This is a genomic window from Pseudomonas sp. FG1 (genome assembly GCF_034313875.1).
GTDB lineage: Bacteria > Pseudomonadota > Gammaproteobacteria > Pseudomonadales > Pseudomonadaceae > Aquipseudomonas > Aquipseudomonas veronii.
On sequence record NZ_JAVIWP010000001.1, the window covers coordinates 4494293 to 4515102 of the forward strand.

17 protein-coding genes and 3 pseudogenes are annotated in these 20810 nt (G+C 58.8%); 8 read left to right on the forward strand and 12 right to left on the reverse strand.

What is annotated here, in order from left to right:
* Nucleotides 1–216: 216 nt before the first annotated feature.
* The 9 genes from ltrA to RGV59_RS20630 form a co-directional block, all read right to left on the reverse strand.
* A complete protein-coding gene (gene ltrA / locus RGV59_RS20590) occupies nucleotides 217–1590 on the reverse strand; it encodes a group II intron reverse transcriptase/maturase (RefSeq protein ID WP_049950174.1) in 1374 nt (457 codons plus the stop codon).
* 499 nt (nucleotides 1591–2089) lie between these two features.
* Complete coding sequence (locus RGV59_RS20595) at nucleotides 2090–3262, reverse strand: porin (protein WP_031637015.1); 1173 nt, start codon at nucleotides 3260–3262, stop codon at nucleotides 2090–2092.
* Nucleotides 3263–3415: 153 nt separating this feature from the next.
* Nucleotides 3416–4777, reverse strand: coding sequence for a purine-cytosine permease family protein (locus RGV59_RS20600; RefSeq protein WP_033902867.1), 1362 nt, complete (start codon nucleotides 4775–4777; stop codon nucleotides 3416–3418).
* Between the two features lie 646 nt (nucleotides 4778–5423).
* Complete coding sequence (locus RGV59_RS20605; RefSeq protein WP_023662939.1) at nucleotides 5424–6368, reverse strand: electron transfer flavoprotein subunit alpha/FixB family protein; 945 nt, start codon at nucleotides 6366–6368, stop codon at nucleotides 5424–5426.
* Nucleotides 6369–7133 carry an electron transfer flavoprotein subunit beta/FixA family protein gene (locus tag RGV59_RS20610; RefSeq protein WP_023048095.1) on the reverse strand — a complete coding sequence of 255 codons (765 nt, stop codon included), beginning with the start codon at nucleotides 7131–7133 and terminating at the stop codon, nucleotides 6369–6371.
* A 56-nt stretch (nucleotides 7134–7189) separates the two neighbouring features.
* Nucleotides 7190–8428 carry a CaiB/BaiF CoA transferase family protein gene (locus tag RGV59_RS20615; RefSeq protein ID WP_023048094.1) on the reverse strand — a complete coding sequence of 413 codons (1239 nt, stop codon included), beginning with the start codon at nucleotides 8426–8428 and terminating at the stop codon, nucleotides 7190–7192.
* A gap of 26 nt (nucleotides 8429–8454) precedes the next feature.
* Nucleotides 8455–9657 carry a 3-oxoadipyl-CoA thiolase gene (locus RGV59_RS20620; RefSeq protein ID WP_023048093.1) on the reverse strand — a complete coding sequence of 401 codons (1203 nt, stop codon included), beginning with the start codon at nucleotides 9655–9657 and terminating at the stop codon, nucleotides 8455–8457.
* Nucleotides 9658–9666: 9 nt separating this feature from the next.
* Entirely contained in the window at nucleotides 9667–11208 is a 1542-nt protein-coding gene (locus tag RGV59_RS20625; protein ID WP_023048092.1) for a 3-hydroxyacyl-CoA dehydrogenase, read from the reverse strand.
* Between the two features lie 3 nt (nucleotides 11209–11211).
* Entirely contained in the window at nucleotides 11212–11997 is a 786-nt protein-coding gene (locus RGV59_RS20630; protein WP_023628973.1) for an enoyl-CoA hydratase, read from the reverse strand.
* Between the two features lie 236 nt (nucleotides 11998–12233).
* Between RGV59_RS20630 and RGV59_RS20635 the strand changes: the two genes are divergently transcribed.
* The 4 genes and pseudogenes from RGV59_RS20635 (at nucleotide 12234) to RGV59_RS20650 (ending at nucleotide 15417) form a co-directional block, all read left to right on the forward strand.
* On the forward strand, nucleotides 12234–13100 hold the full coding sequence (locus RGV59_RS20635) for an IclR family transcriptional regulator (RefSeq protein ID WP_023048090.1): 867 nt from the start codon (nucleotides 12234–12236) through the stop codon (nucleotides 13098–13100).
* Between the two features lie 61 nt (nucleotides 13101–13161).
* Complete coding sequence (locus RGV59_RS20640) at nucleotides 13162–14316, forward strand: acyl-CoA dehydrogenase family protein (RefSeq protein WP_023048089.1); 1155 nt, start codon at nucleotides 13162–13164, stop codon at nucleotides 14314–14316.
* A 214-nt stretch (nucleotides 14317–14530) separates the two neighbouring features.
* Nucleotides 14531–14986, forward strand: a pseudogene (locus tag RGV59_RS20645) (IS5 family transposase); the annotation flags it as partial.
* 233 nt (nucleotides 14987–15219) lie between these two features.
* Complete coding sequence (locus RGV59_RS20650) at nucleotides 15220–15417, forward strand: tautomerase family protein (protein WP_023048087.1); 198 nt, start codon at nucleotides 15220–15222, stop codon at nucleotides 15415–15417.
* Nucleotides 15418–15456: 39 nt separating this feature from the next.
* On the opposite strand, the gene RGV59_RS20655 is transcribed toward RGV59_RS20650, so the two are convergent.
* Nucleotides 15457–16401 carry a LysR family transcriptional regulator gene (locus RGV59_RS20655; protein WP_023048086.1) on the reverse strand — a complete coding sequence of 315 codons (945 nt, stop codon included), beginning with the start codon at nucleotides 16399–16401 and terminating at the stop codon, nucleotides 15457–15459.
* A gap of 88 nt (nucleotides 16402–16489) precedes the next feature.
* Here RGV59_RS20655 and RGV59_RS20660 point away from each other — a divergent pair.
* The 3 genes and pseudogenes from RGV59_RS20660 to RGV59_RS20670 all read left to right on the forward strand — a co-directional run.
* Nucleotides 16490–17134 (forward strand): annotated as a pseudogene (locus tag RGV59_RS20660) (NADPH-dependent F420 reductase); the annotation flags it as partial.
* Nucleotides 17135–17217: 83 nt separating this feature from the next.
* Nucleotides 17218–17622, forward strand: coding sequence for a DoxX family protein (locus RGV59_RS20665; protein ID WP_023048084.1), 405 nt, complete (start codon nucleotides 17218–17220; stop codon nucleotides 17620–17622).
* 291 nt (nucleotides 17623–17913) lie between these two features.
* Nucleotides 17914–18088, forward strand: a pseudogene (locus tag RGV59_RS20670) (transposase); the annotation flags it as partial.
* Nucleotides 18089–18396: 308 nt separating this feature from the next.
* Here RGV59_RS20670 and RGV59_RS20675 read toward each other — a convergent pair.
* Both RGV59_RS20675 and RGV59_RS20680 read right to left on the reverse strand, forming a co-directional pair.
* Complete coding sequence (locus RGV59_RS20675; protein WP_023628975.1) at nucleotides 18397–19191, reverse strand: SDR family NAD(P)-dependent oxidoreductase; 795 nt, start codon at nucleotides 19189–19191, stop codon at nucleotides 18397–18399.
* A gap of 94 nt (nucleotides 19192–19285) precedes the next feature.
* On the reverse strand, nucleotides 19286–19642 hold the full coding sequence (locus RGV59_RS20680) for a putative quinol monooxygenase (RefSeq protein WP_023048080.1): 357 nt from the start codon (nucleotides 19640–19642) through the stop codon (nucleotides 19286–19288).
* 162 nt (nucleotides 19643–19804) lie between these two features.
* On the opposite strand from RGV59_RS20680, the gene RGV59_RS20685 reads away from it, so the two are divergent.
* A complete protein-coding gene (locus RGV59_RS20685; RefSeq protein WP_023048079.1) occupies nucleotides 19805–20704 on the forward strand; it encodes a LysR substrate-binding domain-containing protein in 900 nt (299 codons plus the stop codon).
* The last annotated feature ends 106 nt before the right edge of the window (nucleotides 20705–20810 follow it).

Sequence of the window (20810 nt, forward strand, 5' to 3'; positions counted from 1 at the left end):
TGGCTTGTCTTCAAGCGCACCGTTTTTTGGCCTGAAGTGAACTGTTTCTACTGGTGCATCTACTCAAGATCTAATGCCGGGAGGCCGGAACGCTGCGATCGGGTAGGAGGCGGCCTCACGGCCGCCGTCCTCCCACACCACCGTGCGTACGGTTCCGTACACGGCGGTTCAGGCCATGCGGTTAAGCCGATTGATCGTATCCAGTATCGAGACCAGTCAAAGTCTGTCCCATAGCTTCTTCGGCAGCGCCTGATTCATATGCGGCGCTCCTGAGTTCCACCACGGGCCTCGGCCATTGAAGGCCGACTTGCAGGCACGCTCCTCGCTCAATCCCAGGCGCATCAGGTTGCGCGCCCTCGTAGAGGGCTGCTTCCATTGCCGCCAGATGACACAGCGAAGTTTGTGCCTGACCCAGCCATCCAGCTCTTCCAGTGGACGCTTGCTCTGGCTGAGCTTGAAGTAGCCTGCCCAGCCTCGCAGCACCGGGTTTACCCGCTCGATGACATTCGCCATCTTGTGGCCCCGCACCCCTCGCAGCAGTTCCCTGAGACGGTCGCGCACACGGCGCAGGCTCATGGTTGCCACTCGCAGTCTAGGCTGCGAGTGCCAACTCATCCCATACCCCAGGTAGTCGCATTTCCACGACCCAGCCACGCGACTCTTGTCCCGATTCAGTCTCAGTTTCAGACGGTGATTCAGGAACCGCTCGACACTGGCCAGCACTCGTTCGCCAGCACGCGGACTACGGACATAAATGTTCGCGTCATCGGCATAGCGCACGAAGCGATGGCCTCGCCGCTCCAACTCACGGTCGAGTTCATCGAGCAGGATGTTCGACAGCAGCGGCGAAAGCGGGCCGCCTTGCGGCGCCCCCTCCTGCCGATGGCTGACAACCCCGCCCGACATGACGCCCGCTTCGAGGTAACGGCGGATGAGTCTGAGCACCTGTTTGTCTTCGACATGGCGCTCAACACAGAACATCAGGATGTCGTGGTTGACCCGATCAAAGAACTTCTCCAGATCGAGTTCCACGCAACACCTATGACCCGCCGCCACATGGGTGCGGGCCATCTCGACAGCCTGGTGAGCGCTTCTGCCCGGACGGAAGCCGTAGCTATAGTCCGAGAACAGCGGATCGAAGATCGGCGTGAGCTGTTGCAGCAGGGCTTGCTGGATCAGGCGATCCACGACACTGGGAATGCCCAGTTGCCGCATACCGCCCTGCGGTTTGGGAATTTCGACCGCCCGCACTGCCTGGGGATGGTATTCACCTGCCAGCAGCCTGACCTTCAGGATGGGCCAATACTGTTTCACGTAGCCTGCCAAGTCGGCGACCGTCATGCCATCGGCACCCGGCGCCCCCTTGTTGCTGACCACGCGCTGATACGCACGCTTGAGATTGAGCGGCGCAAGCACCCGCTCCATCAGCGTGTCCGGCTCCGCGTTCATCCACGTCACCGACGCCGCCGATACCTCTGCGCTGTCAGGCGTCATCCTCGGCCTCTGGCCGGGACTCGGGGTGACAGTCTTCTCTTGGAGAAATTTCTGCATTTCGGTTATCGACGAGACGCTGACGCCTACTGGCGGCATGACCTGTTCGGCCCTTGATGGCGTGGTTGACCGCCACTTACTACGGCCTCGGCTGACTTCTGCACGCCCATCCCGTCGCCTCTCGACAATCGGTAGCACAATGGCAAGCGTACAGATCTCCCAGGGTAATTCGCGCGACCTTCCTGCTTATGCCTGTCGGATCTACGTCGCAGCGTTCCGTGCAAGTATCGGGCTTTGGCGATTATGGCCACCTCACCCCGCTGCGCCGCCTCATCCGCTTCCTGTTCGTCAGGCCAGCATTTTGTCTCGGGCTTCCTTCAGATTCGCAGTCGCCCGCGACACCCTTGCCTTCAGCTAACACTTCCCCTTGCCGGGTGTGTAGAGGACTTTCACCTCCAAGTCGCCAGGCTCACCACCACAGTGAACCCGACAGCGCCAGTCACGGCGCTACGCGCCATGCCTGGCGCACCATAAAAAAACGCCAGCACATGGCTGGCGAAAATAGGAGCGTGAGTGGTTGCTAGGGGCGCTTATTGCCTCAGAAGTAGTAACCGATATTGGTATACAACTGGTTTTCCCAGCGTTCGCTACCGCCGGCGCCCAGGCTCTGGGTGTAGCTACCGCCACCGATGTAGGGATCGTGCTTGCCGTGCAACCACTCGACGGCGATCCATAGGTCTTTCAGCGAGAAAGATGTGCCAAGGATGAAGCGCTGGGAATCCTCGAAGCTGGACTCATCCTTGTCGAACAGGCTGTAGTTACCGTAAACCTTGACACCAGAGAGCCACCCGAGTGAGCCAGGAATGTCATAGCTGAGGTCGGCTACATAGAGGTTACCCTTGGCGGCAACGTTAAAGGTGCCGTCGAAGCTGCCGAAGCTAACCAGCTTGTCTCTGCCGGGATTCTCCGGGCTCATGTCCTGGCGAGTGGCTTGCAGTTGCACGCCCCAGGGGCCATTCTTGCCCGAGTAGTGGACTGCTAGGGCATTTCGGCGGCCGCTATCACGACTGTCCTGGTTCTGCAGCGTCGAGGTCAATGCCGAGGCGCCGATCTCCGACTGCCAGCTCCCAAGCTTTAGGTTGCGGGCCAGACGCCCGACTAAGATGTCGCGCTCGTGGTTATCGCTGCCGTCGACGACGTAGTCATCTGCCGTAGCAACACTGGTTGCATAGGTCCGCCCGCCGCGGCTTGTACCTTGACCCTGATCAGCCGGGCTTAGGTAGTAAGCGAGTTGGAAGTTCCAGTCATCCTGCTGCTGGATGTATTTAACACCAAGGTTCGCAATGTCTTCCAGGCCGATCACGCTGCCCAAGGTCAAGAAGAAAGTGCTGCCGGCATAGGGCAGCAGGCCGAACGGAATCTTGTTTAGTCCCACCTGAATCTGACGCGACTCATCGAACTTGTAGCCGATCCATGCATATTCGGCGAAGGCGATGTCACCGATCTTGTCGGTATAGTCGAAAGGGTAAGCGTCGCCATAGAAACGGTATTTAGCCGCGCCGATCCAACTATCGGAGTTGTAGGTAGCGGTGAGAAAGGCAGTATCGAAACTCAGCTTCTCGATATCCCGGTCGGGGTCGTAGTCGATACGCGCACGCACGGCGCCGCCAATGTCCAAGTTGTCATTGATAGCCACCGCACCTGCGGGTAGCGCGAGCGATGCCAACAATGGAAGTAATATGAGAGTTGCTTGTGGGTGCAGGTTGATCATTTTCATGAATTGGCTCTTAGCATTGTTAGTCTTTTTTTCAGCTACGCAGCACTAAGCCGCTGCGGTGTTGCGGCTTAGTTTTGGATCGGGTTTGGTAGCTGCAGCAAGTTGCCGGAGCCGAATACATCGGCCCGGTGGGCGCCGATATTGGTTTCAGCTGCAGCTGGTGCGGACAAACCAGCTGCGTTTGGCGCTGTTGAGTAGCAGCCAGTAGCTGGCGAACGCGCAGACAAAGGTCACCGGCGCTGAGAAGGTCGCCAGCGTTGCTCCGCCGAAATTCAGCAGCACTATCCCCAGGCCAGCGGCAAAGAACCAGGCGATCAAGCCGCACGGGTTGAAGGCGTTGACTCGTTCGAGAGCGAATTCAATATTGCCCTCGAACAGCTGGGTATATTTCGGCGAGAAAATATGCGCCAAAGCGATCGCTACCCAAGCCACTACAAAGATGCTCTGGTATGCCAGGGCTTGCAGAATGTAGCTGAACACATTGAGCAACATCATTGTGTAGACCACGATGCCAACTACTACGGCCCATGCCATATAAGGCACAGCCGCCAAGCCAAAACGGCCGAAGAACGCATGCATGTTGCTAGCGGCCATGAAGAAATTTGCGGTATTGATACGGGTCTGGCTGACCCAAACGAACAACAACCCCCAGATACCCATCAGCTCGACAATGGCCAGCACCACCGAGACCTCAGACAGGCCGCCCTCTGCGGGAATGGTGGCGGCGAGAAAGATGCCGACCAGACCGTTAATAAGAAAGGTGAAGATATAGAATGGTAGGCCGAAGTTAAATTTAGCGTGGTAGCTGGCGTCCTGCTTACGACCGAAGCGTGCGTAGTCCCAGGTGTACATCATGAGAATCCACACTCCCATGAAATAGGTGAAACAGTCCCACCAGCCATTACTTACTGGCCCGCTCTCAGGCCCCATTTCCAACCAGGCAGAACTGTAGCCGTATTCACCGACGGCCATCGCTACTACGGCAATCAGACCAATCAGGTAGAGCGGCAGCAGCACGCCATTGAACTTATCCAGCCAGGTCTGCACGCTACCGAACACCAGTGGCACGCTGTATAGCACCACTATTAGGTAGGCTTGATTGAGCGTGATGTCGGACACGTAGTGTTGGATAGCAATGGCGATCACCGAGCCTTCAAACACGCTGTAGTAGATCGCCGTGGCGAAGAAAATCAGGGTGGCCAGTGCTGCGCCGGCGCGTCCGAATAGCACCCGGGAGAAGAGTGCGACCGATAATCCGGTCTTAATGGCGTAGCGGGCAATGACCCCGTTGATGGCCGCATAAGTTACGACCGACAAGAGTAAGCCGATTATGGCATTCATCGTACCAAAGCTCATTGCCAGGGTGGCGGACACCACCAGCCAAAACATAGCACTGCAGATGGCCCACCAAGCCATCGTCAGTGAGCCTTTGCTCATGCGGTGTTCTTCCGGAACCGCGACGGTGCTGTAGTCGATACTATCGACCTGTTTTTTGATGTTTCCGGCCATGGCTCTTCTCTTGTTTTTGTAATGAGTGGAGTCATGATCATAAGTACTTCAGGCGGGCGACCACTTGCTGCTGAGCGCACTCTCTTTTGTCATACCTGAAGCTTCTTGCTCTCTGGAAGATGGCCCACCCAGACGAAACTCCTCCAGCGGAAAGCGATGAGAAAATCTCTCAGGCTGTCCAAGTCAGAATAAAAGACCTCAATGACGCTATGGCTTACATCTCTTTCCGAGAGAGCGTTATTAGCGAGCGAGTCACCTAACAACACCTACACTCAGCGTGATAGCCAGACAGACAACATAGCGCTTAAACGTTTCAAGCCAGTAGGACTACAAGCAAAGCACTCAATGACGGGCTCGAGGCCGATTCAATCTCGGCACAACCACCCTAAGCCAGCAACCAGCACTACATGCTACAAGAAGTCAAAACCGGGTACAAAACCGGGTACAAAGAATAACGAAAACAACCAGAATGCCTAAGCTCAAACGCTCAAGCATCAGACTTACCGCATAACGTGTAAGTCAAAAAATTGTCTTTCCCGCACGTCAACTCTATGTTTCAAATGCATTAGCCCTGAAACCCGCACGCCACTTGAGTATGCACGCATAGCACAATTCTATAGGTATTGCAACACATTCCTTTAGGGCTTCAGATCACTTGCTGCAACTGCGGCACGACCTCGAACAAGTCACCCACTAGACCGTAATCCGCCACCTGAAAAATCGGCGCCTCTTCGTCCTTGTTGATTGCCACGATGACCTTGGAGTCTTTCATCCCGGCCAGGTGCTGGATGGCACCGCTGATGCCGACGGCGATGTACAGCTGCGGCGCGACGATCTTGCCGGTCTGGCCAACCTGCATGTCGTTGGGCACGAAACCGGCGTCGACCGCAGCGCGCGAAGCACCGACGGCGGCGCCGAGCTTGTCGGCCAGGGCATACAGGTGCTTGAAGTTGTCGCCGTTCTGCATGCCGCGACCGCCGGAGACGACGATCTTGGCCGCGGTCAGTTCCGGACGATCGGACTTGGCCAGCGCCTCAAAGACGAAGGCCGAGATGCCGGCGTCGCCGCCAACGGCCACGGCTTCCACGACAGCACTGCCGCCTTCGCCGGCCACCGGATCGAAACCGGTGGCACGCACGGTGATCACCTTCACCGCCGCCGAAGACTGCACGGTGGCGATGGCGTTACCGGCGTAGATCGGCCGCTTGAAAGTGTCGGCGCTTTCCACGGCGATGATTTCGGAGATCTGGTCGACGTCCAGCTGGGCGGCGACGCGCGGCAGGATGTTCTTGCCGTTGCTGGTGGCGGCGGCGAGGATGTGGCTGTAACCCTTGCCCCCTGCTTCTTGAACAAGAGCAGCTACCAGCGGCGCAACGTTTTCCGGCAGCTGATGGGCGAAGGCGGCGTTGTCGGCCACCAGCACCTTGGCCACGCCGGCGAGCTTGGCAGCCGCTTCGGCGGCGGCGCCACAGGCGGCACCGGCAACCAGGAGGTGGATGTCGCCACCGATCTTCTGCGCAGCGGCCACGGTGTTGAGAGTGGCCGGCGCCAGGGCGGCATTGGTGTGTTCAGCGATAACCAGGATAGTCATTTAGATTACCTTCGCCTCGTTCTTCAGTTTCTCGACCAGTTCCGCCACCGACTTGACCTTGATGCCGGCCTGGCGGGCAGCCGGCGCTTCGACTTTCAGGGTCTTCACGGTGGACGCGGTGGCAACGCCCAGGGCGTCCGGGGTGAGCACCTCCAGCGGCTTCTTCTTGGCCTTCATGATGTTCGGCAAGGAGGCGTAGCGCGGCTCGTTCAGACGCAGGTCGGTGGTGACGATCGCCGGCAGGTTCAACGCCACGGTCTGCAGGCCGCCGTCGATCTCGCGGGTCACGTTGACCTTGTCGCCCGCCACTTCGACCTTGGAGGCGAAGGTGCCTTGGCCGAAGCCGGTCAGCGCGCCGAGCATCTGGCCGGTCTGGTTGTTGTCGCTGTCGATGGCCTGCTTGCCGAGGATCACCAGCTGCGGCTGCTCCTTGTCGACCACGGCCTTGAGCAGCTTGGCCACGGCCAGGGAGTTCAGCTCGTCAGCACCCTCTTCCTTGACAGCCTCGACCAGGATGGCGCGGTCGGCACCGAGGGCCAAAGCAGTACGCAGCTGCTCTTGCGCCGCCGTCGGGCCGATCGACACCACGACGATTTCACTGGCAACGCCCTTCTCTTTCAGGCGTACGGCTTCTTCCACGGCGATTTCGCAGAAGGGGTTCATCGACATCTTAACGTTGGCGAGATCGACGCCGCTGTTGTCCGCCTTGACGCGAACCTTGACGTTGTAATCGACCACACGCTTGATCGCTACGAGGACTTTCATAAAGGCTCCATGGGAAAAATTGCCCCGGCAAGCTGGCTGGCCGGGGCATGGCAGGTTCAGCGTTCACCAAGCTGTTCGATGATGCCTTGTGCCTTCAACTCGGCCAGGCGCTCATCATCGAGACCCAACTGGCGCTTGAGCACCTCATCGGTATGCTCACCCAGCATCGGCGCGGGGCGCAGGTACTCGACCGGTGTGCGAGACAACTTGATCGGACTGCCGACCGTGACGAAGTCGGCTTTCAAGGGATGGGGAATGTTGACCAGCATGTTGCGCGCCAGTATCTGTGGTTCGTCCAGCGCCTGGGCAATGCTGTTGATGGCCCCTACCGGTACGCCCTGCGGGTGAATGCGCCCTACCCACTCATCGGCGAGCCCTCCGAGAAAGTGACGCGACAGGATGGCAACGATCTCCTCGCGGTTGCTGACTCGGTCGGCGTTGCGCGCGAAACGCGGATCTTTCGGCAGCTCTGGCAGGCCGATGGCGTCGCACAGTGCGACGAACTGTGAGTCGTTGCCGCAGGCAATGATGAAGTCGCGATCACTGGCGCGAAACACCTGGTACGGCACAATGTTGGCGTGGGCGTTGCCATAACGCCCGGGCGGCTTGCCGGAAGCCAGATAGTTCTGGCTCTGGTTGCACAGTGTGGCGACCTGAACATCCAGCAACGCCATATCGATATGTTGACCAAGCCCGGTCTTTTCTCGGCTGAGCAGCGCAGCTTGGATAGCCACCGTCGAGTACAGGCCGGTCATCAGGTCCGCGAAGGCAACGCCTACCTTTTGCGGGCCGCCACCGGGCAGATCGTCGCGCTCGCCGGTGATGCTCATCATTCCACCCATACCCTGAATGATGAAGTCGTAACCCGGTTCTGCGGCGCGCGGCCCGGTCTGGCCGAAACCCGTCACCGAGCAATACACCAGGCGTGGATTGAGCGCAGCGAGGCTAGCGTAATCCAGCCCGTACTTGGCCAAGGAACCGGCCTTGTAGTTCTCGATCAGTACGTCGCAACTGGTAGCCAGGGCCCGCACCATTTCCTGCCCCTCGGGGCTGGCGATGTTTAGCGCCACCGACAACTTGCCGCGATTGGTGGACTGGTAATAAGAAGCCTCGCCGGTGGACTCGGCGTTCTGCCCCTTCATCCATGGCGGCCCCCAGCCACGGGTGTCATCACCCGCGCCCGGCCGTTCGATTTTGATCACTTCGGCACCCAGATCGGCCAGAGTTTGGCCGCACCAGGGACCAGCCAGAATGCGGCTCAAGTCGAGCACGCGATACCCAGTCAAAGCACCCATTTCATTTCACCTTTGCTTGCGCGCACTTACACACGCTCCATCACCATGGCGAGGCCTTGGCCCACGCCGATGCATAGGCTCACCACAGCGTAGCGTTTGCCGCTCTGTTGCAGCGCGCGAGCGGTGCTCAGGGCCAGGCGCGCACCGGATGCACCTAATGGGTGGCCGACGGCGATGGCGCCACCGTGTGGGTTTACCCGCGGGTCGTTGAACGCAACACCCAGACCTTTCAGGCAGCCCAGCACCTGGCTGGCGAACGCTTCGTTGATCTCGATAATGTCCATATCCGCCAGGCTGAGCTGCGCGCGAGCCAATGCCTTATGAATAGCCTCCACCGGGCCGACGCCCATAATGCGCGGGGCCACACCCACGGCGGCGGCCGACAGAATGCGCGCCATCGGAACCAAGCCGTGCCGTTCGCCCGCCGCGGCCGAGCCAATCAGCAATGCCGCCGCGCCATCGTTGACGCCTGATGCGTTGCCGGCGGTAACCACACCACCTTCGGAGAGAGGATTCAGGCGAGCCAAAGCGATCAGGTCCGATTGCGGGCGCGGGTGCTCGTCCTGCTCCACCACATTGGGTGGCGTCTTGCGCCCGGTGGGCACGCTGACCGCGAGCAGTTCTTCCTGAAAGAAACCTGCGCTACGTGCGGCTTCATAACGGGCCTGAGAGCCGGCAGCAAAGACGTCGGCCTCAGCACGGGAGATGCCGTACTCCTGAGCCACGTTATCGCCCGTTTGCGGCATGCTGTCGTTGCCAAACTCGGCGACGATCTTCGGGTTGGGAAAACGGGCGCCAATGGTACTGTCGAACACCGTCAGTTCGCGGCTATAGGCCGCTTCTGCTTTAGCCATGACAAAGGGTGCACGGGACATACTCTCCACCCCGCCGGCGACAAACAGTTCGCCTTCGTTACAGGTCACTGCGCGGGCGGCATCGATCACCGCCGCCAGACCACTGGCGCACAGGCGGTTAACTGTCTGCCCAGGTACGGTCACGGGCAAGCCTGCAAGCAGTGCGGCGTGACGCGCGATGTTGCGGCTGTCCTCCCCTGCCTGGTTGGTATTGCCCAGAATCACGTCCTCGATGGCTTCGCCAGGGATGGCGTGGCGAGCGAGCAATTCGTGGATCACATGGGCGGCGAGGTCGTCTGGGCGTACCGAAGCGAGTGCGCCGCCGTGGCGGCCAAATGGCGTGCGCAGTCCCGCGAAGATGTAGGCGTCGAGCATGGGAAAATCCTAGCGTTGAGGTTCAGTCGGGAGTGGTTCGTTGTGACGCAATGAAAGGCCCAAGGCGGCCCGTCGCCGCAGCCAGGGACCCGGCCGATAACGGGGATCGCCCGTCAGTTCGGTCATGCGTTCAAGAGTGGTGAGCAAACGCTTGGGCCCGACACTATCGCCCCAGGCCAGCGGACCTTGCGGATAACCAAGACCACGGCGCACGCCTTCATCCAGGTCATCGACACTGGCGATACGCTGCTGAACGATATCGCCCGCCAGGTTGACGATCATGGCCAGTACCCTTTGGGCCACAAAGCCGACACTGTCATTGATCACACTGACGCCCACGCCATCGCGGCCCAACAGCGCATGGGCGGCATCGCGCATGTCGGCATGGGTAGCGGGATTTAGCATCAGCGTGCGGTAGCGGGCGATATCCAGCAGCGGGTCGATGCACACCGTGCGCTCAGGATCGGTGCCAAACAGGCCGACGGCGCCGGTGGCATCCAGACCGTAAGGTGCCAGCAAACACAGGGCCTCGCTGCTTGGGACCGTGCCCTCTTCGACCCGCGCGCCCACCTGCTGAAGAAGCTCGGTGAAACGTGCACGATCCTCGGGGTTTTCAGTGCCAAGCCAAACCGGCGGAAATGCTTCCAGCGCAGGTACTGCCTGTGCGGCGGGTGGATCGATCATCTGGCCGTCGGCGTATCGGTAAAACCCACGCCCGACCTTGCGCCCGACGTAGCCGGCATCCAGCATCTGGCGTGTTAGCGCTGCAGGCCGATACCGCGGTTCCTGGTAGAACTGGTTGTAGATCGACTCAATGACTGGATGGGAAACATCAAGAGCCGTCAGATCAAACAGCTCCAAGGGCCCCATGCGAAAACCCAGACCCTCGCGCAGGATACGGTCTACCTCGGCGGGTTCGGCTACGCCTTCCTTGAGAATTTGCAAAGCCTCAGTGCTATATGCACGGCCGGCGTGATTGATGATGAACCCTGGTGTGTCCTTCGCCCGAATACCCCTATGCCCCATGCGGGCAGCCAGGGCTCGGAGGCTGTCGCCTACCTGCGGGTCAGTCGCCAGACCATCGATGACTTCCACCACTTTCATCAGCGGCACAGGGTTAAAAAAATGAAAGCCAGCGATGCGTTGGGGAAGTCGGCAATTGCGAGCAATGCTGGTGACGGAGAGCGATGAGGTGTTGGTAGCCAGAATGCAGTCATCGGCAACCACGGCTTCCAACTCGGCGAGCAAGCCCTGCTTGGCGTCGAGGCGCTCGATAATGGCTTCCACTACCAGGTCGACGTCGCTCAGTTCCGTAAGGGCGCTCGCCACTTGCACGCGGGAGAGCGTGGCCAGCGCATCGGCGTTGGCAATCTTGCCTTTGTCGACCAGCTTGTCCAACGTGCCTTTCAAGCTTTCGCGGGCGCCCTGCGCAGCGCCTTCGCGACTATCAAACAGCGTGACGCGAATGCCCGCCTGAGCGGCGATCTGAGCAATACCTGTACCCATGACTCCGGCGCCAACAACCGCCATCCGGTTAATTTCACGTGTCATCGCTCATTCTCCTGAGAAGATCGCTTTGCGTTTTTCCAGGAAGGCTTGAGCGCCCTCTTTCTGGTCGCTCGAATCGAATAGCAATTGGAAGGCCTTGCGCTCCAACACCAGCGCGCTCTCCAGCGGCAGGTCAGCACCGGCCAGCATCACTTCTTTGATCTGCGCGACGGCTAGCGGCGGCAAGGCGGCGATTTCAGTGGCCAGCTCTAGTGCACGGACAATGGTCTGCTCGTCGCCCACCACTTCACTCAGCATGCCCATGGCCAAGGCTTGCTGGGCCGAGACCAAGCACCCGGTAAGGGCAATGCGCATTGCCTGGAACTTGCCGACCGCGCGGATCAGACGCTGAGTACCGCCGGCGCCCGGCATCAGGCCGAGTTTGACTTCTGGCTGGCCAAAGCGCGCCGACTCGCCGGCGACGATGATGTCGCAGTGCATGGCCAGCTCACAGCCGCCGCCAAGGGCGAAACCATTCACTGCAGCGATGACCGGCTTGGGGCAGCGGGAGATGGCTTCCCACAGCAGCTCGGTATGGCGCAGGTACATTTCAATCGGGCGCGCTTGGGCAAACTCGCGGATATCGGCTCCGGCCACAAAACAGGTGTCACCGCCGGTAAGTACAATCGCCCGCACCTGCCCATTGCGAGCCAGTGCCCGAAAGTGCTCGGCGAGTTGTTCACGCACCGCGCTATTGAGCGCGTTCTTGGCTTCTGGCCGGTCGATGCGTACGACGGCAACGCCGTCTTCTCGAATTTCCAGGTTCACTACAGATTCAGGTTCGTGACTCATACCCACCTCTAAACACGTTTCGCTATACGAAATTGCATTTCGTATTTACGAGATATCATAGGTAGGGTCGCGAATTCATGTAAATCAGAAATCTGAACTATTTTATTATTTCTTTATTAATCAATATATTATCTATCTAAAAATGAGCGTTTTGCATTTCATCTCGGCTCAAATATAATTTCGCCTGACGAAACGTACTTTTATTTGCTTGCAATTTCCAAAAATGAGGTTCTACCATGGCACGCAACAAAGCGGATCAGCAGAAGGCTGAGAGCAGCACTGGAGCGGATGAAATCGCTTTACTGAAGATGGGCATGCTCGACCCGGCCAGTGCGTCGAGTGAGGACGAAACCAGCGGCCAGTTCGTGACTGCGCTGGCACGTGGGCTGGAGCTGATGCGGTGCTTTACCCCGCGCGACAACGTGCTGGGCAATCAGGAACTGGCGCGGATGACCGGGCTACCCAAGCCGACCGTGACGCGCTTGACCAACACCCTGATGCGCCTTGGCTGCCTCAAGCGTGAGGTGCACTCGGGCAAGTACCAGCTGGATGTCGGTGTGCTGGGGTTCGGCTACGCCATGCTGTCGAATCTGTCGATTCGCTCGGTGGCGCACCCGCTGATGGAAGAGCTGGCCAATCACGCTCAAGCCGCAGTGGCAATGGCGGCCCGGGATCGCCTGCAGATGGTTTACCTGGACGTCGTTCAGGGCCAAGGCAATACCACGATGCGGCGGCAGATCGGCAGCTACTTGCCACTGGCGCAAAGCTCGGCGGGACGCGCATGCCTGGCGGCGATGCCAGAGAGCGAGCGAGAGTTTCTCCTCGACCACATGCGCCAACGCGAAGCAGCACAGTGGCCGGTGATCCGCAAGGGCCTGGATCGCGCGTTTCGCGATTACACCGATTACGGCTTTTGCCTATCGATCGGCGAGTGGCACCGCGACGTCAACTCAGTCGCCGTGCCGCTGTTACACCCGCAGTTCGGGTTACTGACCTTCAACTGCGGTGGACCGAGCTTCCAGCTTCCACGGGACAAGCTCACTGACGATATCGGGCCTCGCCTGATCAACATGGTTAACAACATCGGCGCCGCCGCTCGGTAACCCTTCAGGGTGACGGTGCACCGTACTACATCGGCCCACTTCCGGGCCCAGAGGAGCGCACATGATCCGTGATACCGAAACCCTGCAGATTCTGCTGGATTCTCTTCGCCAGTTCGTCGGTGAGGTACTGATTCCTCGGGAAAACGAGGTGGCTGAAACGGATGCGATCCCTAAGGACATCGTCGATCAGATGCGCGAGATGGGCCTGTTCGGGTTAACGATTCCGGAAGCCTATGGCGGCCTGGGCGTGACTATGGAGGAAGAGGTAAACATCGCCTTCGAGTTGGGTCGCACCTCACCGGCTTTCCGTTCCTACATCGGCACCAACAACGGCATTGGCTCAATCGGCATTTTGCTTGACGGTACAGAGGAGCAGCGCAACCAGTACCTGCCGCAACTGGCAAGCGGCGAGCTGCTCAGCTCGTTCTGCCTGACCGAGCCAGATGCCGGCTCCGATGCGGGCTCGTTGAAAACCAATGCTGTGCGTGACGCTGACAGCTACATCCTCAACGGTACCAAACGTTACATCACCAACGCGCCACACGCGGGCATTTACACGGTGATGGCCCGTACCAACCCGGAAATCAAAGGCGCCTCCGGTATCAGCGCCTTTATCGTTGAGCGCGGCACACCCGGCGTGTCGCTGGGCAAGACGGACCACAAGATGGGCCACAAAGGCGCCCATACCTGCGACGTGATCTTTGAAAATGCGCGAGTGCCCGCCAGCCAGTTGATAGGCGGCGTCGAAGGCGTTGGTTTCAAGACCGCGATGAAGGTGCTGGATAAGGGCCGCCTGCATATCGCTGCACTGAGTGTCGGCGCAGCCGAACGCATGCTGGACGATGCCCTGCACTATGCGCTGGACCGCAAACAGTTCGGCCAGCCCATCGCGGAGTTCCAACTGATCCAGGCGATGCTGGCTGATAGCAAAGCCGAAATCTACGCGGCCCGCTGCATGGTGCTGGATGCCGCGCGCAAGCGCGACGAGGGCAAGAACGTCAGTACCGAAGCCTCCTGCGCGAAGATGTTCTCCACCGAGATGTGCGGTCGTGTCGCCGACCGCTGCGTGCAGATCCACGGTGGCGCCGGCTACGTCAGCGAGTACGCCATTGAGCGCTTCTACCGTGACGTGCGGCTGTTCCGTATCTACGAAGGCACCACACAGATTCAGCAGGTGGTTATCGCCCGTAACATGATCCGCGAAGCGCAGCGGTGACACGGCACCTGCTCTGACACCAGTTGGGCTCCAGTCGCGCCGAGACTCAATAGCGCCACATCCTGGCTTCAAGGTAGTTGTTCGACATGAGTGCGTGTTCCACTGGTGTGGTCCCGAAAGCCTCAGCCTGCGAGCTTCCCGTCAACCTACCCCCAGATGAACTGCGGGGTAGCTGCACGAAACTGGAATTCCAACTACGCCACAGTAGGTCGCACAGCACAGTGCAGGCGCTGCCAGCGGCAACGATGAGGCTATAGGGAAAAGTCGAGCTGGCAATACCAGCAAGATTCACCTGGCGGTGGACGCCCACGGCTTGCCCATCGAGTTTGAAATCACAGGTGGCCAAATCAATGACTGCACTCAGGCACCCGCGTTGATTTCCAAGCTCCCGGCGGCAGAAACCATCGTCGCGGATAAGGGCTATGACAGCGAGAGAATCCGGGAGCAGGTTGAGCTACAAGGGGCCAAGGCCGTGATCCCGAGAAAGCGTAACTCCGTGAAAGGCAACGCGGATCTGGACAGAGGTCTTTACCGCAATCGGCACCTGGTGGAAAACGCCTTTGCCCGGCTGAAGCATTACCGGGCGGTGGCATCTCGATTCGACAAGCTCAAGAGAAATTACGAGAGCGTGGTGGCCATGGCCTGTGCCTTCCTATGGCTACCCATGTGAAATGGCAACAGCCCCTAGCGGTACTTAGCAACTGTTGATCGCCGGTGCGCCGGTAAATGGCGGGCTGATTGGAGAAATAATTTCTACATATAGGCGATTTACAGCGTGTTTATCGCCTTCTGTATCTCTCCTATTCTCTCTCGACTGCTCTGCTGCATTGATTGGCTGAGCCCGGACTGACCGCATGGTTAGCCCTAATCGCGCTAAACCCAACCTGAATAGAGGATCACTCCATGCCCGTTGTACGAGTCAGCTGGTTCGAAGGAAAAGACCACGCCGCGAAGGAAGCTGTCGCTGCAGAAATCACCCAGAGCATCGTGAAAAACACCGGTACCGATGCCAATTACATCTACGTCATTTTTGAAGACGTGGCGCCATCGGATTGGGCCGGTGCAGGCAAGCTGTTCGGCGACGATCCGAAGAAGACCTAAGGTCATTCGGCGTTAATGGCCAGTGGGCTGCAAGGAGTGTTACATCTTCTTTGCAGCCCGGGCTTGGCTCTTTTGTGCTGGGTAGCCGGACTCCCAGTCGACCTGCTCAAACTGTTCGACCAGAAAATTGATAAATGCCCGCACCTTGGATGCCAGGTGTTTGCGGGTTGGGTAGACGGCATAAATACCCAGTTCTACCGAGCGATACTCCGGTAGCAACTCCACCAGATCACCCCGCCGAAGATCCTCACTTACCATAAAGCTTGGCTGCAGCAAAATGCCGCCAGCAGTCAACGCAATAGATCGGCATGTATCACCGTTATTGCAGCGAATGACCGAACGCGTGTTGACCTTATGCTCGCCATCGGGCCCGGTAAAACTCCATTCGTTCCCACTGGAAAAGTTGCTATAGGCAATCACCCGGTGCTCGGCCAGGTCTTGCGGCACTTCTACTGGTGCATGGCTTTTGATGTAGCTCGGGGCTGCACACAGGCGCATCCGCGTGCTGGCAAACCGGCGCCCCACCAGTGAAGAGCTTTCCAACCGGGCGATGCGCACCGCGACGTCATACCCCTCCTCCACCAAATCGACCTGGCGATCGTTCAGGCTGATATCCAGCTCAATCTTCGGGTTTTGCTCCAAAAAGGCAGTCCACAGCGGCGCCAGGTGCAACACACCAAAACTCACCGGCGCATTGACCCGCAGCACGCCGGCAGGCTCATGGTTGCCCGAAGAAACAGCGCTTTCCGCCTCCCCCATCAACGCCAGCACTTCCCGCGCTTGCTGGTAGAAAACCCGTCCTTCTTCGGTCAGTGATAAGCGTCGCGTGGTGCGTTGCAGCAGGCGTACGCCCAGGCGTTCCTCCAGCGCATTTACATGCCTGGAAACGGCGGCCTTGGACATTTCCAGCGCATCGACGGCACCGACAAAGCTGCCCTTGTCGACCACGGCGCAAAACACCTGCATCTCCAACGCGCGATCCATTATTGCCTCACTTATCGGAACTATAAGTCACATTAAATCATGTTTATCTCGTAAATCGAATCTTTAAACTGGATCCCATCACACACAGCACGAGGCAAAAGACATGAACATTACCCTTATCGGTACCGGCAACATGGGCTCGGCTTTCGCTCAACAGTTGTCCCAGTTTGGACACCATGTTCGTATCACCGGCCGTGATCTGGACAAGGCGCACGCCCTCGCCGCGCAGCATCAAAACGTCGAAGCATTCGCCGCTGATCAGGCCCTTGGCCAGAACGAAGTGGTGATCGTCGCCACTGCTTACCAGGACGCCTTAACCGCGCTGAAAAGTCTGGGCAGTCTCGAAGGCAAAGTGGTCATCGACATCACCAACCCGCTGACAGCCGACTACATGGGTCTGACCATCGGCCACAGCACCAGTGCAGCGGAGGAAATCGCCAAGGCGCTGCCAGGTGTGGAGCTGGTCAAGGGCTTCAACACCCTGTTCGCCCAAGTGCTGGCCAGCGGTCCCACATTTGCCAACGAGCAGCAAGGCAGCGTGTTCCTGGCCAGCGATAGCGCACGAGCCAAACAAACCGCCGTTGCTCTTGCGCAAAGCCTGGGTTGGAAAACCGTGGATGCCGGCGGTTTGGTAAACGCGCGTTATCTGGAAGCGTTGGCCGGGTTGAACATCTACCTCGGCTATGGCGCAGGGCTCGGCACGCAGATCGCGCCGGTCTGGCTCAATCGTTAATTCCCACTTACCCAATGCCTGGCGCCACGGCCGAAACAGCTGTGGCCCCGGGCAACCCACACTCCCCGTATTGGAAAACACCCATGACCGCCGCTAGCCGCACCCTCCCCTATGCCGCCCTGGTACTACGCCTAATCCTTGGCGTGATGTTTCTCGCTCATGGCCTGACCAAGCTGCTGGTGTTCACCCCGGCCGGCACAGCAGGTTTCTTTGAGTCCGTTGGCTTCTCCGGCTTTCTTGCCTATCCGGTCATTGCCTTTGAAGTGGTCGGCGGCCTGTTCCTGATCCTTGGTGTACTCGCTCGCTGGGTAGCGGCCCTAGCCACCGTGCAACTGCTGGTGGCAGCAAGCGTGCACTTCGGTAATGGCTGGAGCTTCACCAACGCCAATGGTGGCTGGGAATACCCGGTCTTTCTGGCATTCACTGCACTGGCCTTGGCGCTGCTGGATGACGGAGCCTTCGCCTTGAAACGTTCAGCACGTAACTAACCGCTCGCTGCTTTCGGCCAGGTTGCCTTTGCCGGGTTCTCGCCAAACTTGGCAAGGGTAAAATCCAGAAAGCTTTTCAGCCTTGGTGTCATGCCCCGGTCCGGCGTACGCAGCACATGAAAGGGTCGAGTGGGCATGGGATATCGAGGCAGTTGGACGATCTATCCGCTTGGCTTTCAAGTCTTAAATAAACAAGGTAATCCCCCGGCTTAGCCGAGGGACTCCTTGAGGTTGACCGTGTGATGCGGTCATCAGGAACCTTCTATCTCGACCAAGAGATAGGGGTACCCAATGAGAGATTACCAAAGCCTTGCTCACACGAAGTGGGACTGTAAGTACCACGTTGTATTCATCCCGAAGAGGCGTAAGAAGGCGATCTTCGGAGCGATCCGCAAGCACCTGGGGGGAGGTGCTACATGAGTTGGCGAGGCAGCGTGAGTGCCGGATCGTGGAGGGTCACTTGATGCCAGAGCCGAGCCCGAACGATAATTTCAAGATGGAGCCGGACTAATGCGACGCGTCGTTCAGCCGACGCGTATCCGGACTTTCAATCCGTAATTCACTAACCCACCGACTTCAGTCGGTGGTTGTTTAGTGCTACCACCGGCGTAGACGAACTGATGATTGATGCGCGCATCTACGACCCGACGGCGCGTTGCCGTTCGTATCAACTGGCAGCGGAATCGATTGGAGATCTGCTCACTCACTGACAGCGTGCGCGCCGGTGACCTTCAGGTCACCCGTGCGGAACACACGTGCCAGGTAGTCAAGGGTTCAGAGGATATCGTCCACCACGCCGCCATCGACCCGCAGCGCAGCGCCGCTGGTGGCTGACGCCTGGGTGGAGCAGATATAGACGACCATATTGGCGACCTCATCGACCGTGGCCGCACGTTGAATCAACGAGGTGGGACGGTGGGTCATGACGAATTCGGCAGCGACGGCCTCCAAGGATTTGCCGGAGCGGGCAGACTCTCCTTTGAGCAGCTCAGCCAAGCCATCAGACAGTGTCGGGCCTGGCAGCACGCTGTTAACGGTTACGCCGCTGCCGGCCACACGTTTGGCCAAGCCACGCGACAACGCCAGTTGCGCCGTCTTGGTTACGCCGTAATGAACCATATCGGCCGGGATATTTCGGGCTGACTCCGAGGAGATAAACACCACCCTACCCCAACCTCGTTGGACCATGGCTGGAACCAACGCGCGGCTCAGGCGAACACCGGACATTACGTTAGTTTGCCAATAGTCTTCCCAGCAGTCGTCATCGGCCTCGAAGAAATCGGCCAAACCATAGATGCCGGCGTTGTTGACCAGAATGTCGATGGTGGGAAGCGCAGCTGTAAGAACGCCAACGCCGTCGGCATTGCCCAGATCAGCCGCGACTCCGCTGAAGGTGGCCTGCGGTACCGCTTCGCTCAAACGTGCCAGGGCTTTTTCGACCGAGCTGTCACTCCGCCCGTTGATGATCACGATAGCGCCGGTGAGCGCCAGGCCATGGGCAATGGCGAAGCCGATGCCGCCTGTGGAGGCAGTAACCAAAGCGGTCTTGCCGGCAAGATTGATGTGCATGCGTATTGACCCTCTAGCGCCAGGTAGTACCCGGCAGGTTAGATCGGTTGCTGAATAGTCAGCGGTCTTGTCCGCCGGCTACTGACTGGCGGTGTCAGGTCCGGGTAAACCCATCAAACGGATTCATGTACACCGCGCCAAAGGCATCCAGGTGCTTGCGCGTCGGCGCGTCTGGGTTGCCATAAACTAGCAGGCTGGTGATTTTCACCAGCTCGAGAAACTTTTCGCCGAACGGCGCGAAGGTTTCTTCAATATGGTTAACGACAGCATCGGCACGGTAACGCTCGATAATGTGCACCTCAGTGCGAGCCTCGTTGACGCTGTATTCGTACATCAAGGTGCCAGGCTCTTCGCTCGTAGCGGCGACAATCTTGGCAACCAGCGTTTTAAATTCAGGGAAGTCTTCCGGAGCCAGGCTTAGGGTAAAAATGCTGATGACTTCGTCTTTCATGGGGCGTCCTCACAGAAGTAAATGACCAACCCCATGCGATAGATGCAGAGGGTTGCTGAGTCAGCAGCCATGCTAAGGTAGAGCAGCAAGCTGATAAACAACCTTGAAATCACAGATAGGTAGCGTAATTTGCTACCAACTCTTGCGCCTAGGAAAACGGCAATGACCTCCGAAGATTCCTTCAGCGGCATCCATATTTTTCTCGCCACCGCCCGCTCTGCGACCTTCACAGAGGCAGCCGAGCGCCTGGGGCTGTCCAAGTCGGCCGTAGGTAAGGCGATTGCACGGCTGGAGGCACGGGTGGGTACCAGCCTGTTTTATCGCTCGACCCGCCGCTTGTCCCTGTCTCCGGATGGCGAGGCCTACTTCACCGTGTGGTCCAATGCGCTGGAGGAGATCAAGGCCACCGAGAGCAACCTCGGCAACAAGTTAGGCGTGCCCACAGGGCGCTTGCGGGTGGACATGCCGGTCGCGTTCGGTAAACAGGTGGTACTGCCGGTGCTACTGGAGATGAGCAAACGCTTCCCGCAGTTGCAACTGACCTTGACCTTTAGCGACCAACTGGTGGACCTGACGGAAGAAGGTATCGACCTGGCCATTCGTTTTGGCAGCGTCGACAACGTCCCCGGCCTGGTGGCCAGACGCCTGACGTCACACCGCTGGGTAACCTGTGCAGCGCCGGGTTATCTGGAAGAATATGGTACGCCGTTGACGCTCGAGGACATGGGCCAGCACCGCAGCATCGTCGGCTATCGCCGCGGCAGCCTAATGCCCTGGAAAATGGCCCAGGCCGGGCAATCCTTGAAGTTCTCGCCACCACCGACCTATCAGTTTGACGATGCCGAAGCGATGATTGAAGCCACGCGAGCCGGCCTCGGTATTTGCCAGATGCCGCTCTGTCTATTTGAAAAGGACATCGCCCAGCAGGTTGTTGTTACGGTACTCGAGCCCTTTGAACCGGCGCCTGTCGAGGTCCACGCACTATGGTCGAAGAGCAATCATCTGCGGCCCAAAATTCGTTACCTGGTCGACGAGTTATTGAAGCTGTATGGCCACAGCTAACGGCAGAACGGACAGCTACTGCGCGACCTTGGCGCGGGGTTGATCAACGCCAGCCCCATTAACTCAGGGTGCCACTCAGCAGCCATAGCGATGAGCGCGGACTGAT

Coding starts and splice junctions, on each gene's coding strand:
- ltrA (WP_049950174.1), bottom strand. CDS start 1,590: ATGCCGCCAGTAGGCGTCAGCGTCTCGTCGATAACCGAAATGCAGAAA.
- RGV59_RS20595 (WP_031637015.1), bottom strand. CDS start 3,262: ATGATCAACCTGCACCCACAAGCAACTCTCATATTACTTCCATTGTTG.
- RGV59_RS20600 (WP_033902867.1), bottom strand. CDS start 4,777: ATGGCCGGAAACATCAAAAAACAGGTCGATAGTATCGACTACAGCACC.
- RGV59_RS20605 (WP_023662939.1), bottom strand. CDS start 6,368: ATGACTATCCTGGTTATCGCTGAACACACCAATGCCGCCCTGGCGCCG.
- RGV59_RS20610 (WP_023048095.1), bottom strand. CDS start 7,133: ATGAAAGTCCTCGTAGCGATCAAGCGTGTGGTCGATTACAACGTCAAG.
- RGV59_RS20615 (WP_023048094.1), bottom strand. CDS start 8,428: ATGGGTGCTTTGACTGGGTATCGCGTGCTCGACTTGAGCCGCATTCTG.
- RGV59_RS20620 (WP_023048093.1), bottom strand. CDS start 9,657: ATGCTCGACGCCTACATCTTCGCGGGACTGCGCACGCCATTTGGCCGC.
- RGV59_RS20625 (WP_023048092.1), bottom strand. CDS start 11,208: ATGACACGTGAAATTAACCGGATGGCGGTTGTTGGCGCCGGAGTCATG.
- RGV59_RS20630 (WP_023628973.1), bottom strand. CDS start 11,997: ATGAGTCACGAACCTGAATCTGTAGTGAACCTGGAAATTCGAGAAGAC.
- RGV59_RS20635 (WP_023048090.1), top strand. CDS start 12,234: ATGGCACGCAACAAAGCGGATCAGCAGAAGGCTGAGAGCAGCACTGGA.
- RGV59_RS20640 (WP_023048089.1), top strand. CDS start 13,162: ATGATCCGTGATACCGAAACCCTGCAGATTCTGCTGGATTCTCTTCGC.
- RGV59_RS20650 (WP_023048087.1), top strand. CDS start 15,220: ATGCCCGTTGTACGAGTCAGCTGGTTCGAAGGAAAAGACCACGCCGCG.
- RGV59_RS20655 (WP_023048086.1), bottom strand. CDS start 16,401: ATGGATCGCGCGTTGGAGATGCAGGTGTTTTGCGCCGTGGTCGACAAG.
- RGV59_RS20665 (WP_023048084.1), top strand. CDS start 17,218: ATGACCGCCGCTAGCCGCACCCTCCCCTATGCCGCCCTGGTACTACGC.
- RGV59_RS20675 (WP_023628975.1), bottom strand. CDS start 19,191: ATGCACATCAATCTTGCCGGCAAGACCGCTTTGGTTACTGCCTCCACA.
- RGV59_RS20680 (WP_023048080.1), bottom strand. CDS start 19,642: ATGAAAGACGAAGTCATCAGCATTTTTACCCTAAGCCTGGCTCCGGAA.
- RGV59_RS20685 (WP_023048079.1), top strand. CDS start 19,805: ATGACCTCCGAAGATTCCTTCAGCGGCATCCATATTTTTCTCGCCACC.